7 protein-coding genes are annotated in these 17,435 nt (G+C 42.8%); 2 read left to right on the top strand and 5 right to left on the bottom strand.

Annotation, left to right across the window (positions count from 1 at the left end; translation table 11 throughout):
• Positions 1–4: 4 nt before the first annotated feature.
• Together KTO63_RS24930 and KTO63_RS24925 are read left to right on the top strand one after the other, a co-directional pair.
• On the top strand, positions 5–3,778 hold the full coding sequence (locus KTO63_RS24930) for a caspase family protein (protein ID WP_217794803.1): 3,774 nt from the start codon (positions 5–7) through the stop codon (positions 3,776–3,778).
• Between the two features lie 1,358 nt (positions 3,779–5,136).
• Complete coding sequence (locus KTO63_RS24925; protein WP_217794801.1) at positions 5,137–5,709, top strand: thioredoxin family protein; 573 nt, start codon at positions 5,137–5,139, stop codon at positions 5,707–5,709.
• A 151-nt stretch (positions 5,710–5,860) separates the two neighbouring features.
• Here KTO63_RS24925 and KTO63_RS24920 read toward each other — a convergent pair whose 3' ends face one another.
• The 5 genes from KTO63_RS24920 to KTO63_RS24900 form a co-directional block, all read right to left on the bottom strand.
• Complete coding sequence (locus tag KTO63_RS24920) at positions 5,861–7,840, bottom strand: SusD/RagB family nutrient-binding outer membrane lipoprotein (protein ID WP_217794799.1); 1,980 nt, start codon at positions 7,838–7,840, stop codon at positions 5,861–5,863.
• A 10-nt stretch (positions 7,841–7,850) separates the two neighbouring features.
• The gene (locus KTO63_RS24915) at positions 7,851–11,177 is read right to left on the bottom strand and encodes a SusC/RagA family TonB-linked outer membrane protein (protein WP_217794797.1); all 3,327 of its coding nucleotides are present in this window, start codon (positions 11,175–11,177) and stop codon (positions 7,851–7,853) included.
• Between the two features lie 214 nt (positions 11,178–11,391).
• Complete coding sequence (locus KTO63_RS24910; protein ID WP_217794795.1) at positions 11,392–12,570, bottom strand: ROK family protein; 1,179 nt, start codon at positions 12,568–12,570, stop codon at positions 11,392–11,394.
• A 379-nt stretch (positions 12,571–12,949) separates the two neighbouring features.
• Positions 12,950–14,839, bottom strand: a complete 1,890-nt coding sequence (locus tag KTO63_RS24905; RefSeq protein ID WP_217794793.1) for a glycoside hydrolase family 36 protein — start codon at positions 14,837–14,839, stop codon at positions 12,950–12,952.
• Between the two features lie 259 nt (positions 14,840–15,098).
• Complete coding sequence (locus KTO63_RS24900; protein WP_217794791.1) at positions 15,099–17,426, bottom strand: hypothetical protein; 2,328 nt, start codon at positions 17,424–17,426, stop codon at positions 15,099–15,101.
• Between the last annotated feature and the right edge of the window lie 9 nt (positions 17,427–17,435).

Genomic DNA, 17,435 nt, shown 5'->3' with positions numbered 1-17,435 from the left:
ACACATGATGTGCACCAAAACTTTTTCACTACTGATTTTGATGTTATGCCTCATCACTGCAGGTGCACAACCTCCTTCGCTTGTTTTACAAAAGGGACATTTGAGAAAAGTAAACTCTGCAAGGTTCAGCCCGGATGGCAGGCAAATGGTAACCACGAGCGATGACGGCATCATAAAAATATGGGATGCATTTAGTCAGAAACTGAATACTGAACTTGGCGGCAATGGCGTGGTTTACACCAATGCATCATTTACCAATGATAGCAAAAAGGTCATTGCTGTTCCCGGCCCGGTGCTGGAACTTGGCGACACATGGACAGAGTACAACAATGAGGCTTTCTATCTTTGGGACGTTGAAACCGGCAAGTCATTAAACACGGGACTGAAAGGCAAAGAAACCGCCACTCTCAGCCCTAACGGCAAATGGGCCGCTTCTCATCCCCTTAAAATAACAAAGTACAATGCTGACGGCGAACTGAGGTCAGTGCAGGACGCACCCATCAACATTTACGATGCCGGAACTTCCAGGTTGTTCAAACAACTAACCGGATACGAAGACACCACAACAGAAGCCGAAACATTCATCGCATTTGTGTCAGACAGCACTTTGTTGATCACAGTATTTACAGTACTGAATAAAGCAGCGCCTTTATATGTAACAAAATATACGATCCTCAATTTTCTGACAGATAAGGAAGTAGCCGCATACAACGACACAAGCAAAGCTTATAAGGGCGGTCAGTGGTTGATGAGCCCCGGGCGCAAATATGTTTTTCATTACAATCCTGAATATCATAACAACATTAAAACACCAGTTGAGCATCGTGATGCCTTTACAGAGTTGTGGGATGTTTCGCAACTTAAAATGGTTTGCAGGTTACCGGTAGCTTTGGAACGCGGCAGTTTTAATAAAAGCGATTCTGCAATGTTGATGACGTATCTGGTTCCCCAACCTAACGTAACAGATATTGATCCGCCGGCCGCAAAAATTGTGCGCTTCTTGTTGAAGGACACAATGCAGACATCACTACCGGAAGATAAGTTCGACAACGCAGTGATCACCACAAGTAGTAACGGACAGCTTTACTATGCGGCGGCTCAAATGATGTTGCTTAACCATGATACACTTTGCCGCATCAGCATTTTTAACAACGCGCATAAAGTAATCAGTCACTGCGACACCAAAAATCCTGTGTCGGCAATGACGTTCAGTCCGAACGATAAATTTCTAGTTACCGGTCACGTAGACGGCAATCTAAGCCTTTGGGATTTTACGGATTCCATTGCAAAGGAAATTGCCAATAGTAGCAATGTAATAGACCCGGTTACGCTTATGCATGTCAGCAACTTTTCTCCAAAAGTCTGGTACATTACAAAGACCATGTATGGCATGCAGAATGTAAATTCTATAGACAAATTATCTTTTATACCATCGTCCTCTTCAACAATCCAGAACACCCAATATTTGTTTAAGGACAAATACAGCATTCTTGATCTGGGAGAACCCTTTCAGTCAAATGGCACGCTGATGATCATTAACAACGACACGCCTTCTATTATAAAAGAAATTCCATACAATGTCCATTCCGATACAAAGCTATTGATAGGCAACAATTGTAATACGCAGGAAAAACCCGGCGAAAACAAAAGGTTCGTTAAACTCAACTATCCCGGGCTGCAATCTTTTACAGTGAAAACAACGTACTCCGACATGGTGAATCCACGCAGGAACATGGGGCCTCCATCAGTAATATTGATGTTCGGCATGTTGAAAAGCAACAAAGGCACGGATACAACGTTGCTGTTTGCCGATGGCAACAACATTTCATACAACAATGAGTTGAGAAGTTACATTACGAAATATGATGTACCCTATGCGATAAGCAAAGCTGCTCCCAAAAGCGTTGTGGCACCAATTTCAACGAAGCCGGAATATCTTTTTTTCCCAACGCCGACTATCAGCGACGATGGAAAATACCTGATCGGTACGTTCGAAGATGGTGACAGCCGCTTTGATCCTGCTTACACTTATTGCCAGGATTTGAAAGGTAATATCATTTTCAAAACCCCGCTCTCCTTTAACGGCGAAAAACTTGGCCCCATCACAGACGAATACATCACCAGTCCAAATAAAAAGGTTGCTTGTCTTTTATCTGATCCGCTGCTATCTGTAGGGGCACATTTTGCAAGGATAATAAATGCACAGAATGGTGCGCCAATCTACAACCTGAAGATGAACACTGCCGGAGTAATAAACGGAGCCGTATACACACCTGATAGCAAATATCTATACACATGGTGCGAAGGAGGCACACTTACCAAATGGAACCTAATGAATGGTCGCGAAGTTTTCACCATGGTGTTTTTCAAAGATCATGACTATGCCATCATTTTACCGGAAGGTTATTATTTTATTTCTTCGCGCACAGATGCGAAATTCCTGAACTTTAAACTTAACGGCAAGCTGTACAATTTCAGTCAGTTTGATCTGCAGTTTAATCGCCCGGATAAAGTGCTGCAAGCGGTTGGCAGCAATGACAAGCGTTTAATGGATGAGTACTACAAGGCGTGGCAAGGCAGGATAAAGAAGAATGGTTTTACAGAAAAAGATATCAGCGGCAGCGCGCTGCATGTACCATCGGTTATGGTCAATTCGGGAAACATTCAGCCTTTTACTGCAGTACAACAACTGTCACTTGCGTTCACTATTTCCGATAGTCTTTACAATATAAAGAGCTACAACATTTTTATAAATGATGTGCCGATAAACGGCATTAATGGGAAACAGCTTGTCAATCCAGTGCACAGCACGGACATTACACAAACAGTTTTACTAAGTGAAGGCATGAACAAGATTGAAATCAACTGTATGAATGAAAATACGGCTGCAAGCAGAAAAGAAGCGGTGTATGTAACGTACGCTCCTGAAAAACCGGCAGCAGCAAATACTTATTTTATAGGCATCGGCATCAACAATTACAGCGCACATTCTTCTTTTGTAGATCTTAGTTACTGTGTGAAAGACATACGGGATCTAAGCACTGCACTTAAACAAAAGTTCAGCAGCAATATGGTGATTGATACTTTGATGAACGAAACTGCAACAAAAGAAAACATCCTTGCGCTTAAGCAAAAGCTAATGGGCACTTCAGTAGATGATAAAGTGATCGTAAGTTTCAGTGGACATGGCATGGTTGATCCGCAACATCCGGATGACTTCTATTTTGTTACGGGCAATACCGACGTAAACAATCCTTCGATAAATGGCATCTCGTATGCGCAACTGGAAGAATTGCTCGATAGTATCCCTGCCAGGAAAAAATTGATGCTGCTCGATGCCTGCCACAGCGGTGAGTCAGACGGCAGCGCGAATACCAGCATCAACAATATACCCGGTACGAAAAAAGGAAGTGATACAAATGACAAGAACAAAGCCGGCAGTATTGAAATTCTTGATGTGGTAGAAAACAATGATCCTTCCCATAGTTCCTCCACCGACATTTTTAAACTGATGAAGGAAGCGTTTGTGGACATCCGCAGAAACAACGGCGCCTATGTACTTTCCGCAGCTCAAAGCAATGAATCTGCCGGAGAAGGTGGAGGCACCACAAATGGTTGGTTCACCTCCTGCATTATTGCCCTGCTGCAGCAAAACCTAAGCATGAGCATTAACGAACTAAGCACAAAAGTAAACCAGTGTGTAAGCGCAAAATCTGGTGGCAATCAAAACACCGATAACAGGCAGGAACTGGCGGAGTTTAATTGGCAGCTGTGGTGAAAGCAATAACTGAATAAACTGAATAACCGAATAACTGAATAATTGAGTAACTGAATGGCAGAGTGAAAGCCGCACCGTCATTGCGAGGCCTGCGGAGAAAGATTAACTGCATCACAAACAAAAGATCGAATTACAGTATGCGGCCGAAGCAATCTCACTCACGGAGCCACAAAGATTGCTTCGACCGCCCTCCGCTATTTGATTTTACTTTTGAAATTTTGACAATCATCCCCAGCCGGTCTCGCAATGACGGAATAACCGAATAACTGAATAATTGAGTAACTGAATGGCAGAGTGAAAGCCGCACCGTCATTGCGAGGTCTGCGGAGAAAGATTAACTGCATCACAAACAAAAGATCGAATTACAGTATGCGGCCGAAGCAATCTCACTCACGGAGCCACAGAGATTGCTTCGACTGCACACCGCTATTTGATTTTACTTTTGAAATTTTGACAATCATCCCCAGTCGGTCTCGCAATGACGGAATAACCGAATAACTGAATAATTGAATGGCTGCGTGAATGCCGCACCGTCATTGCGAGGCCTGCGGAGAAAGAACAACTGCGTTATGGATAAAAGATCGAATTACAGTGTGCGGCCGAAGCAATCTCACTCACGGAGCCACAAAGATTGCTTCGACTGCACACCGCTATTTGATTTTACTTTTGAAATTTTGACAATCATCCCCAGCGGGTCTCGCAATGACGGGATAACCGAATAACTGAATAATTGAATGGCTGCGTGAATGCCGCACCGTCATTGCGAGGCCTGCGGAGAAGGAATAACTGCGTTACAGACGAAAGACCGAATTACAGTGTGCGGCCGAAGCAATCTCACTCACGGAGTCACAGAGATTGCTTCGACTGCACACCGCTATTTGATTTTACTTTTGAAATTTTGACAATCATCCCCAGCGGGTCTCGCAATGACGGAATAACCGAATAACTGAATAATTGAGTAACTGAATGGCAGAGTGAAAGCCGCACCGTCATTGCGAGGTCTGCGGAGAAAGATTAACTGCATCACAAACAAAAGATCGAATTACAGTGTGCGGCCGAAGCAATCTCACTCACGGAGCCACAAAGATTGCTTCGACCGCCCTCCGCTATTTGATTTTACTTTTGAAATTTTGACAATCATCCCCAGCCGGTCTCGCAATGATGGAATAAGCCTAATTAACAATTCATGTTGTAACAAAGCAAAACGCTCAATGCTAAACGCCAAGCGCAGGGTTGCACGCTAAGCACTTAGCATTAAGCATTTAACATTTTGAAAATGACCACAATCATAATCTGTAAGTTTCCCGATCGTTACATTGCAGCATCCAACTTTGAAAACATTAGAAAAAGCAATTAACATGAATTACAGTACCTATAAGCAACTATTTGATAATATTCTAGATAGTCCAAATCCAACCGCTCCTTATGATGACGAAACATACCTGAACTACGTCAGGTTAAACAGATCCCGAATGAAGCGATGGGATGCACAAATGGTGTTGGATAAAAAATTGGTTACACAGCTGACGCAGATATCTCAGCCGCAACACTGGATAATAATTTCGGAACCATGGTGCGGTGATGCCGCTCACATTGTGCCGTTCCTTGTAAAAATGACGGAACAGAATGAGTTGCTGACATACGAAATCCAGCTTCGCGATACAGCACCATTTTTAATAGATCAGTACCTTACCAATGGCGCTAAAGCCATTCCCAAATTAATAGTCAGGGATAGTGCCGGCGACGATATTTTCGTTTGGGGGCCAAGGGCGGTTGCGGCACAGAAACTGGCCAATGATTTAAAATCCTCCAATGCACCGAAAGCCGATATTTTAGACGCATTGCAGCGTTGGTACAACCAGGATAAAGGAGAATCTCTTTGTTTGGAACTTTCAACTTTTTTAAAGGAGAAGGAACTAAGCAAGTTGTGAGTGATGAGTTGCGAGAGTACAAACAATTTATCTTACGTAAAACAAATAAAACGATTAAAGCATTTCCCACCCGAACAACTTAATACTCATAAAAAAAAGATCCGGTCGAAAGACCGGATCTTTTTTTTATGAGTATTAAAAACCATCATAATTACTCTAATGCGTTCTTCCATTTCGTTGTACGGCCTGTTAACCATACCGGAAGATCCGGGTTGTTATTACCACTGATCTGAGCCCAACCATCAGGGTCAGATGCCTGAACGCTTGATGGATAAGTCATTCTTTCTTTCCATTTGAATGTTTCGTACATCGCCGCCGGGTTGGTACCCACATATTTAATCAATCTGCGTGCTGCAGTAAACGGCACTTCGAAATTGAACAAACCGTAGTGCAACTGAAGCTGATTAAAAATCGCCTGTACTTTTTGCTGGCTTGACATAGCATCAAATTTCTGAGCCGCAAACTCCGCATAAGCATCTGCGTTATACTCCACTGCAGGTCTTGCGTTGATTCTTGAATCATCCATTGTTGTTGGCAACGCTGGCAAAGTTGATTTCGAATAATTATTGTTGATGTTCAGGTTGTACCAATGTTTACAAGACAAGATGATCGCATTCTTGTAGTGATCACGCGCAGAACCACTTACTGTACCAAGGTTTCTCACCGCTGCTTCTGCCAGAGAAAGTTCTGTTTCAACTGAGCTAATGGTTGGATATTTCGCAGCGAAGTTGAATTCCGGGCGAATGTTTAATTCTGCTACCAACGGATTTTCTGTACCTACGTTGCCTTGGTTATCGTCGTAGTTTGCCAGTCTGCTGCGCAGGTTGGCCAACAGGAATGAGTCACGTTTTGCAAGATCTGTTTTCGCCGCTCCGGCCAACGCGATTGACTGGCTATTATTTACACCATAATAGTAAGTTGTTTTCGAAACATCAGTCATGATAGCATCGTTGATATAATTGCCACGCAACATTTTGTTCAAATAACTATTTGGATCTGTGTTACCGTCCCATTTAGTGTCCATGCCAATATATCTGCCACTCCAATCGGGAGCAAATATGTAAGAAACGCGCGGGTCAACAGTACCTGCCGCTAAACCTGCTGCAGAGTTTTCGCCACTAAAATAAGTATAATCCTTTCCATTTACGTTTTTGGTTACCTCTGTAGGTGTACAGTACATTACATCCTGCAGGAATTTTTTTCCGGCACGACACTCGTCTACTCTCTCTCTATAAGAGCGGGTAATACCTAATTCGTTGCAAATACGATTGAGTGCAATAAGCGTAACGTCGGATATACCAGCCACATCGTTAACGTCAGACAGCAACGGTTTGCCCTGCAACTCTGTAAGCACCTGAGTTGTAAGTTGAGGCATTGCTTCACTTACATTCATGGCAGCGCGCAATCTTAACGAATTGATATACTTGCGCCATTGCAAAATGCTTCCGCCAAAGAGGATATCCTGCTGAGTAAATGATGCCTGCTCAGTAGAAGAAAGAGTAAGGTTTACCAATGCCGCTTCTGCATCTTTATAATCACTGATAATTTTTGGATAGATGTCTGACTGGCCAATGTATTTTGCCTTAACGTGATCAAGACCACCTGCAGAGCCTGTTTCGATGTATGGAACTTTGTCATACATATCAGTTGCTCTTTGGTACGCATATCCTTTCAGCACATGCAACAGGTTAATATACAAGCTATCCAGTTTGCTTCTTTTGGGGGAATTGTTGTACTCACGCTGCGCCCAAAGTATTGGCGTCATCCATTGCGTACTAACCATGTTAAAAACGGTTTCGTTAAAGCCACCTGTACCCCAGTCGTGCTCAACGTCAGCGAGCGCTTTGTTGCTTCCCTCTGCCATCACGTTATAAGCCTGGATAGAGCTTGCAATGGTTCTGTTTCCGCTTCTTAGCTGGTGGTAAACTGCACCATAATCACCAGTTAGAAAGAATCCCTGGCTTAACTGAGAAGTGAAGAAGCCTGCAATAATGCTTACGCCAGATTGCTGGGCCATTGCATTCGAGTAGCCATCCGGGTTTTGATATAATTCATCCAGGTTCTTCTTACATGCTACTGAAGACAATAACAACGTAAGTACGACCGCTGATTTTATTTTTACGTATTTCATCTTAGTCTTTTTAGAATTTAGTTTTGATAGAAAAACCAATTGAACGTTGTGAAGGCAATGCAGTTGTTCCATAAGAACCTACACCCCAGCCTGTTCCGTTAGTTGATTCTGGTGTTGAGTTTGGTGCCGCTTTGTAGATGTACGCCACATTGTTTGCAAAAACAGAAATGATCAGACTGTTCATTTTTATTTTTTGAGCAATTTTTGGACTAACTGTATAATCAAATGCTAAGTTACGCAATGCTACGTAATCGCTCTTAAATATCCTGTCTTCTGGGAAGAAGCCATTGGAGAAATAAGAGTCATAATAATAATTCTCAGCAGTAACCACTTTTGTGTTTGTTTTACCATCAGCAGTAACACCATCCAAAATCACACCATCGTGGAAAGTTGCTCCACCATTAGGGTTGTTGCCTGCAACTTTATTAGAATTTGCATCAACATAATACGCAACTCCACCGTGTTCTGCATCTCTGTATTTCAATGTTTCGTTCAATGTACCTGCAGCCATCATGTAAGTTTCTGAGCCTGACAAGAAAGTAGCGCCAAACTGGTAGTCGAGGTTTGCAATAAGGCGTAAATTTTTATAGGCAAAAGAAGTGAAGAAACCACCGGTAACATCAGGAATTGTCTTACCGATCAACTTTGCAGTGCTCTTATAGTCATAAGCTGAACCAGCTGCATTTACTACTTTTTTTCCATTGTTTGGATCACCTGCTTTGTCGTAAGTGTAGTTTGATTTAGTCAGATACAGTTGACCATACTCCTGACCTACATTCGCAACCGCATTCACTGCACCGAAAGCATTCCACAATGTCAGCGATTGCAATTGACCGTCCAGTTTTTCAACAGTAGTTTTACCGTGTGCAACCATCAGGTTCACATCCCACTCGAAATCTTTTGTCAAAATTGGTTTTGTTTTGATAGCCAGTTCCCATCCAGTGTTCTTAACATCTCCAGCATTCATACGGATATTTTTAACACCCATGCCCGGAGGCGCTGCCACCGCCATGATCTGGTCGTAGATATGTGATGTGTAATAAGAGAAGTCTACCCCAATTCTTCTATTTTTCAACAGGTAAGTTTCAAAACCTACTTCGTATTCACGTTTACGCTCTGGTTTCAAATTTGGATTACCCAAAGAGTCCATTGGAGGCAAATCAGATGGAGGAGTAAATACATAACCACCGCCAACTTGAGATACAGTATAGTTCACGTTACCGAAATAGGGAGGACCGGGACGACCCACATCTGCCCATGAAGTTCTAACTTTTGCATAGTCAAATATTTCAGGCATTTTGAAAGTTTCGCTCAATACCCATGAAGCACTTACCCCTGGGTAGAAATAACTATTGTTTGGCGATTTCAAAATGGATGTAAAGTCATTACGTCCTTGCACTTCCAGGAATAGTTGGTTTCTCCAGGAAGCCTGTGCGGATCCTACCAATGCATACAAAAGGTCTTCACGATTGGTGAACTGATAAGTAGGTTGTACACCTAAAGGCAAGTTGGTAAATGAGAAGAAGTTTGGAATTACCATTGCACCGCCTCCGTAACCATTCACAGATGCACCTTTTCCTTCCAGCGTATTTTTCTGAACTATTCCACCTACGAAACCTGACAAATTCCAATCTGTATTTAATGGCACATTGAAGTTAAGCATGCCCTGGCCATAGGTGTTTCTGTAAATATTAGTTACATCACTGTACATCTGGCCACTATTAGGTCCGGTTAATGACGGATCCAGTAATTTGCCTTTGTACACGTTTCTTTCGGTGCTGTAATCCAGACCTCCTGTAACAGTTGCACTAAAAATCTTAGACAGTCTGATGTCAGCTGTTAAAGACTGAATATTGTGCGTTCTTGTAAAAGTCGAATTGTTTTGCGTTTGATCCCATAGGAACCCTACCACTGCTTTTCTACCATTAGAGATCAAAGTTCTATTTGCTGGGCTTGCAAAGTAGTTATATCCATCAGGCGTTACCATGTGAGACTGAAGTAAGCCTACGTTGATATCAGCGCTGTATGCACCAATCTCTGCCTGCTGTCCTTCACCATTCATTGTGCTCAGGTTGGCAGCATTCACGTTTTTGGAAGCATAAAAATTGCCTGTATATTTTAAGGTAACGAAATTGTTTACCTTGTATGAAGTGTTCAGACTAAAAGTGTTCTTGTCATAGTCAGAACCAGGTCTTGTGCCCGGCATGCTTGTATTGGTGTATGAAAAACGAACCATTCCCTGTTCGTTAGCACCGGATACCGCCACATTTGTTGTGTTTTGATGACCAGTTTGATAAAGATCGTTGTAGATGTTTTTTGTTTGAGCCTGCCATGGTCTTGATACACCATCCCACCATACAAGACTTACGCTTGGGTCGAATTTTGGTCCAAATGCAGCAGCGCCAAAACCATTCAATGTAGTAGCAAGGGTTCTTTTGCCGGTAGCCGGATCAATGTAGTAACCCTGTGCATCATTTCTTGAATTGCTTGGGCTGGAACCAGTTCCATACTCATCCTGCAATTTAGGAAGGAAGGCAACGCGGTCCCACGTAGTAGTAAATGAAGCAGCAACGCCCAATCCTTTACCTTTTGCGCCGCTTTTGGTGGTGATTAATACTACACCATTGGCACCTGCGTAACCATACAATACTGATGCTTTAGCGCCTTTCAAAATTTCGAAAGAGGCGATGTCATCAGGGTTGATATCGTTGATACCTGTACCATTGTCGCGATCTGTAGCAGCGAAACCCATTTGTGTATTCTGGTCATGAATAGGCACTCCATCAACAACGATAAGCGGGCGTGTTGATGAATTTTGGTCAAAAGACACAGCATTACGAATGTTGATCTTCATACCGCCGGAAGGACCAGCTGCGGTAGCTGCAACCGTTACGCCGGGAGCAGCGCCATAGAGTGCCTGCAAAGCATTCGCAGGTGCACCGCTGGCCATGATCCTGTCAGCATCAACTTTTGACACTGCATAACCTAAAGCTTTAGTTTGTCTTTTAATACCAAGGGCAGTAACAACCACTTCATCCTGTGTGCTTGCAACAAGTGCTACCTGCACATTAGGAGTAGCCGGTACTTCCTGGCTTGTAAATCCAACATAAGTGATCACCAGGTGTGCACCTTGTTTTACACTGATAGTAAAGTTACCAGTTGCGTTGGTTGGCACTCTGTTGGTAGTGCCTTTTTCGCTTACGGTTGCGCCATCAAGGACGTTTCCTTTTGAGTCCTTAACGGTACCTGAAACCGTCACTTTTCCCTGCCCGTAGGCAAACATGCTTCCTATGCAAAAGAGCATAAAGAGCAAAAGACATGTTTTGGTTGACTTCATCGTTTTTTAGTTTTTAAATTGAAAGAACAGATTTTGGTATAGTATTACGAATGATAGTTTGCTAATTATGTGAATCCTGTTTCTTTCGAATTAATAATTAATAATTAAAAATTAATAAATCGTCTCGCTAAGTCTTTAATCACTTCTCTTTTGTTTCAAAGCATTTTTAATGACTGCAACCCTATTAATTACTAATTATTAATTATTAATTATTTTAAAACGGTACTTTCTCAAAATGTTCCATTACCAATGCTGCAGCACCTATCAGTTCTGCATGATGGCTCAGGGACGATATTTCGATCGAGGTTTTTTCTGCCAGTCTTGGAATGCAGTGTTCATTGATCGCCTGTTGTATAGGCGCCTGCCATACCCTTCCTGCAGATGCTCCTCTGCCACTTAAAATGATTACTTCTGGATTTAAAACATGTATGAGAATTGCTGCTGCGCGCCCTATGCTATATCCGGATTCGGAAAGCAGTTCTATTGAAAATTGATCACCTCTTGTCGCAGCATTTATAATTGTTTCTGTTGCTTGTTCGTAGTCTTCCGGAATGGATTTTAATATCGAAACCTTTCCTTTGTTTAGTCCTGTCTGCGCTTTTTCTGCAACCATGGCCAATGAGGCTTCTGTTTCCAGGCAGCCCATTTTGCCACAACTACAGATCTTTCCGTTTGAAAACAATGGTATGTGGCTGAATTCACCCGCAAAGCCGTTGTTTCCTCTGAAAAGGCGGCCATTCAAAATAAGCCCCAAGCCAATACCCCAGCCTATATTGATGACCATTGCATTTTTCTTATTTCTCGCAATACCAAAACGCAATTCAGCAAGGGCGATCAAACTACTGTCGTTATCAATGAAGACAGGCATTCCCACTATTTCTCCAAGGAATTCGGTTACGCCTTTTTGTTTTGTTTCGAAGAATGAATAGTTAATATCTCTTTCTATGTCAATAAGACCTGGCATTCCAATTCCAACGCCAATAATGCTCTTCTTGTCGATGCCGGATTCTGCTACGAGCATGTTGATTCTGTGTGCCAGCTGCTCGAGCGCATTGTGAGTGTTCGCTAATGGCAATTCAAATTTTACCTCAGGAGTTACAAAGTTGTTATGCATATCAAGAATAGCTATGCGACTAACAAACTGATCCATTGCCACCGATACTATGTAAATAATATCCGGTTTGATGGAATACATTAACGGCCTGCGACCACCCGTTGATGGCGCATGTCCTGTTTCCAAAACGGCACCTTCGCTTACAAGCTCACTTAATACCTTGGTTGTTAACGGAATACTTTTTTCTATCCTCTCGCTTATGTCTGAGCAGGACAGTATATTCTCGAAATATAGCTGACGCAGAATTTTTCTACGGTATTGAAAGATTTTTGCAGTCATACAAGCAAGGTTAGTTAGCCCTTTGGGAAAATTTTAACTAATATAGGCTATCTTTTTAAAAAAATGCAAGAAGTTGCAAAAAGTTTTTAAAATAAATATTAACATTTTATTGTTATAACATTTGTTTTCACCCAAAACCCTGTGTTTAATACAGTATTTCGCATAAAATTTGAAAGTTTCAAAGAAAGGGAGGTAAAAAATTCGAAAACGTAGAAAACGGGGAAAATTTGAAAATTTGAGGATTTGAAAATTTGAAAATGCATTAGACGCATTTTTCACCACGATATCAAAACTGGTTAACTAGCGAGAAGAATGTCCTCAATCAGCAAGACACACAGAACGCATTTTCAAATTTTCAAATCTTCAAATTTTCAAATTGTCACAGTTTGGTAGCTTCAATTAGTAAGGCAGAATGCGCTTGTAGCGACTTCCTGTATTCGTTCTTGAAAGCGCCGAGATCTGCACCTGTCCATTTGTTTGTAAGTTTCCAGGTTCCGGCCGGGAGTTTTATTATACGTTCGACAGTCGCGTCGCTCCAGTTAAATGCGCTGTAAACAAGGCTGCTTTTTGATTGGGAAACACCCGTTTCAAAATTTTCATTCTCAAAACGAGCAGCGACCCCTGTTGGAGGAATCATTTTCTTCAATATTGCTAAATGTTCTGGAGTTATGTGGGTCAAATCATCGCCGCTTAGCAACATGCCGCCAGTTGCATAAAGAACTGTTGCATGAAACAGAAATTCATTTTCAGAAATACCGGATTGGTTAACTGTCGGCTTACCGCCTGCGTCGTACACAACGTCTGCCGCGCCTTTTTGAGATAAAACAATGCAGTCGGGGTCATTCCACCACAAACGTCCATTTTGCCACCCTCTTAGCAAATTCTCCCTTCCTGTGCTTTTAAAAGAAGCCCAGTTATGATCTACATCCATTGAACTGCGTGACCCGTGGATCAATCCCAATGAGCCCCATATGGGATGATTGCAACCTAACAGGAAAGCATCACCGGCACCTTTACGAATGGCTTCCATTCCGCGACGATAGGCCTCTATCCTTGTAGCTTTTTTATCATAGTGTACGCCACCATGCATGGCTCCCCAGTAATTTGCATCCAGTTTAAAATAAGTACAACCCCATTTCTCTTTAAGGGTTCGAAATAGTTGGGTTAAATAATTCTGAACTTCAGGGTTAGTACCGTCCAGCACATACCAAGGGGCCTGTCGCCAGCCACCAAAGCCAATTTTATCAGAGCGCAAAGGATTTCCCAATAAATCTTTTACCATCCAGTCCGGATGTTCCTTAAACATCTTCGATTGGGGGCTCGCGATAAATGGTGCCACCCACAATGCAGGTTCCAGACCCTGCTTTTTGATGTCATTCAATACTTGCGATACATCGCCACCAAAGGCTTTCCCGGCATCCAGCCAATCGCCCATCCATGGCTGGTAACCATCATCGATCTGTATGTATTTTAATTGCGGCAGGTTTTGGGCGATCCATTGCGCATTGTCTGAAACGTCCTTGGCTGTAACCGCCGGGCCATAACACAGCCAGGAGCACCATCCCATTGGTTCAATATGGTTCAGTTTCGGATGATGCACAGCGATAGCGTCCGTCAACTGATCATAGAGTTTCTCCCTGTCGTTACCGGCAATGGCCATAAACTCTTCAAGGTTCCATTCTTCACCGGGCTGCAAGGTGAGATGTTCGCAATCCATTGAAATGCGCAAACGGGCACCGTCAAAAGAAAAACGCGAAATGAATTTATTGCAGGAAGTAGTGGCCAACAATAAACGATCGTTTTGTTGAACCTGCATTGTAAGCATACCGTAAGCGGTGCGCATGTTATCAGGTTCCGGAATTTTATAGTGGCTTCTGTCCGCATAAGTGCCCCAGTCTTCCGGTTTACCCAGCGTACCTCCTATTTGTCCAAGCTTTTGGAAGCTTTCACCATAAATGGGTGTATTGGCATTTAGACCATGCTGTATATCAAACACAATCACTTCGCTGAGACTAAGAGGCTTCGTAGAAATATTTTTGACTGACAATGCACATAAATTGCCTTTCCATTTCCGACCAACCATCACCGTTGCCGGAGCTGCAACAGAGCCATCTGACAAAACAACTTTTGGGCTTGATTTTTTTAACGCAGCGATGACAGCATTAGCTGATTTTTGTTGCTGTGTGGGAACTCCACACAAGCCCGTAATTGATGTCAGCAACGTTAACAAGAAGATGATTGAATATTTATTGAGGAGCGTTTTTTTCATATGCAAAATTTGAATAAAGAAAGATTTCCTAATTTCTAATTCAATGTTGTTTTGGTAAGCAATTATTTCCGAACCGAATGGAGGTTGTGACCCATGAGAAAAGATTGCTTGTCATTCCGACGAAGGAGGGAGCTGCGTGATTGTTTACGCATAGTGTTCGTTAGAGTTAAACCCAGATCCCTCGTTCCTCGGGATGACAAGCAACATTCTTTTAATTCTTTAGACAGGTTAACTAAATGGCGTTCCTAATTCCTAATTCCTAATTCCTAGCCAGCTGCTCTGTCTTCTCCGACACCCGCACTGTTATCGCCGCTTTCACAGACGCATTTGCATCCATGCCCGCATCAAATGACAACGAGTGAGACCCTGTTTCAAGTACCGGCAATTGGCTGGTGAGATCTATTTTCTTAATAAATTTTCCTTTGCTATTATAAATGCTGGCTACGGTTCCTTCGTTCATCACAAGGCTTTCACCGGCAGCAAGTGTAACAGGTATTTCGACGCGATAAGCATTGTCAATTTCCATTGCAGGATTTGCAATAGAACCCTCTTCACCATGTGCAGTGATGGTGATCTGAGGTCTTTGCTTTTCCTTGCTATTGGTAAAACTAAAATGTGAAGTAGTCGGTTCACCAGGTTGTACAACTTTCGCCTTATGTTCAAATGCGAACTTGTGGAAAGATTCGAGATAGTAATTGTTTTCATTTTTGGTAAGGCGGACTTCATTGGCTGGATTTTTCAACCGCTCCAATTGTTCCAGGCTAAACACCTTTTTCTTTTGCGCCTCGTTCCATAGATTTATTTGTTCCACAATACGCGGCAGGTTCTTGTTTGCCAGCGCGTCACGGCGCACCACCAAAGCGTATCCTGCATTGAAGCCTGCCGCTCTTGCCAGCATCCAGTCAATATCTTCAGGAGTTGAATTTGGTGTAATAAGGAACCATCCAAGCATGTTGGGCATATAGTTATCCTGCAAAAACTTCTGGTTGGTTATCCTGTAGTCTGTCTGACTTTCCCTGAAACCACCATACCATGGCTCTCCCCAGTTCAAATAGTTGTTAATGTGCCAGAAATAATGATTGGAGCGGCTTGAGCCAAATACTACTGGGTGATTTACCTGCCTGAACACATCATCTGCAAAGGAACAAAAGCCATAATCACCCATGCCACAGGAATACGTTCCTTCATGTCCGTCGAAATCCATTTGATCTGCGCCTGTTTCATTGATAAAATCAGCTATGTTTTTTGCGACTTCTTTTTGCAATTGAAAATCGGGAAAGAAAACATGGTAAGGGTAATCCACTAAACGGCTTACTGGCGCTTTCCCTTTGTGGGCGCTTTTTGTGGTACCAAATGCGCCACGTGTACATCCAGTCAGTTTATATGGCGCTTCTTTACTAACCGTCATATAGCGAACGATCTCATCGCCAATGATGACGCTGTTCAAATCGCTTCGCATGGAAAAGTGCAAAGGGCTGCTTACTGTTATTTCTGTAGCATCGGCTGTAATATCTTCCACGAGTGTATCTGTACCGGCCGTTGCAAGATGTGGGTTTGGTTTAGGCGATACATATGCATCGTTTGTTGTCATGAAAGTGGTGAGCGTGTGAAAGCCGATACGAAGCCCCATTGCATGCGCCTTTTCTGCACATTTTTTGAAGCCAGCCCTGCCATTGGGGAAACTTTTTTTGTCTAAATCAAAATGGCCCCATGTCTCAAATGGCCCTTCGTGATAAACGCCCGCCATGCCCATCTGCTTTGCAACAGTGAGAAAACTATCAATATTATTTTCATTAAAACTGGTGATCATGTAGGGTGCACCACTTGCAGCAGAAGTCTTTATCCACTCTCCTTTCCAGGTGGCAAAAGGCAATTTTTCCTGCGTTGTAATCACTTTGATGGTGTTGAGTGCCTGCGAAGGGCTACAACCAAACACCGCAATGGCAGAGCCTTTCAGGCCTCCGTCAGGAATGCCTTTTACGGTAGCGCCTTTCCAGTTTTCCCACACAGTGATCACACGATCATGCTGTCTGTTGATGGTAAAGGCCTGAAGTGAAGAACCAAAGGAACTTTCTGTGGCAGTGGTGCCGCGGTCATAAACAGCACCTTCTTCATTTACCATTTTTCCTCCGGTTGTTTTTTCGTTGAGGCATTGAAGCCCGAACGCAAAATCTTTATTACGCACAACACCCACGGTGTTACCGATGGTATCTTTTATGCTATTGTTAAGCGGTCCCCAAACAACAGCATCAATATTGCTACTTATATCTGCAAGTTCAAAACGCAGATAATCCTTGTTGGCAGTCGTTTTCACCACCGCTTTATCGCCTTCGGGATATAGTAATGTTATTATTCCTTTCTTGTATTCGGCTTTAACGGGCGCAATGGTTTTGCCGTTTTTCATCAATTGCAACAATGTGCCGGGATCGCTGGCAACAGCGTACTCTGTAGATTGGTTGTTGCGAATAGAGACAACAGATCCTTTGTCATTTAGTTGCAGAGAAAATGTTGAAGTCTTGTACTGCTGCGCATACAGCATATTATGAACCAATATGGTTCCCAAAACAAGCAATGCATTCTTTAACATGATACTTCG

This window comes from Pinibacter aurantiacus, assembly GCF_019130065.1.
Classification (GTDB): Bacteria; Bacteroidota; Bacteroidia; order Chitinophagales; family Chitinophagaceae; genus Pinibacter; species Pinibacter aurantiacus.
The sequence above is the reverse complement of the archived record's forward strand: the minus strand, read 5'-3'. Positions and strand labels throughout refer to the sequence as shown.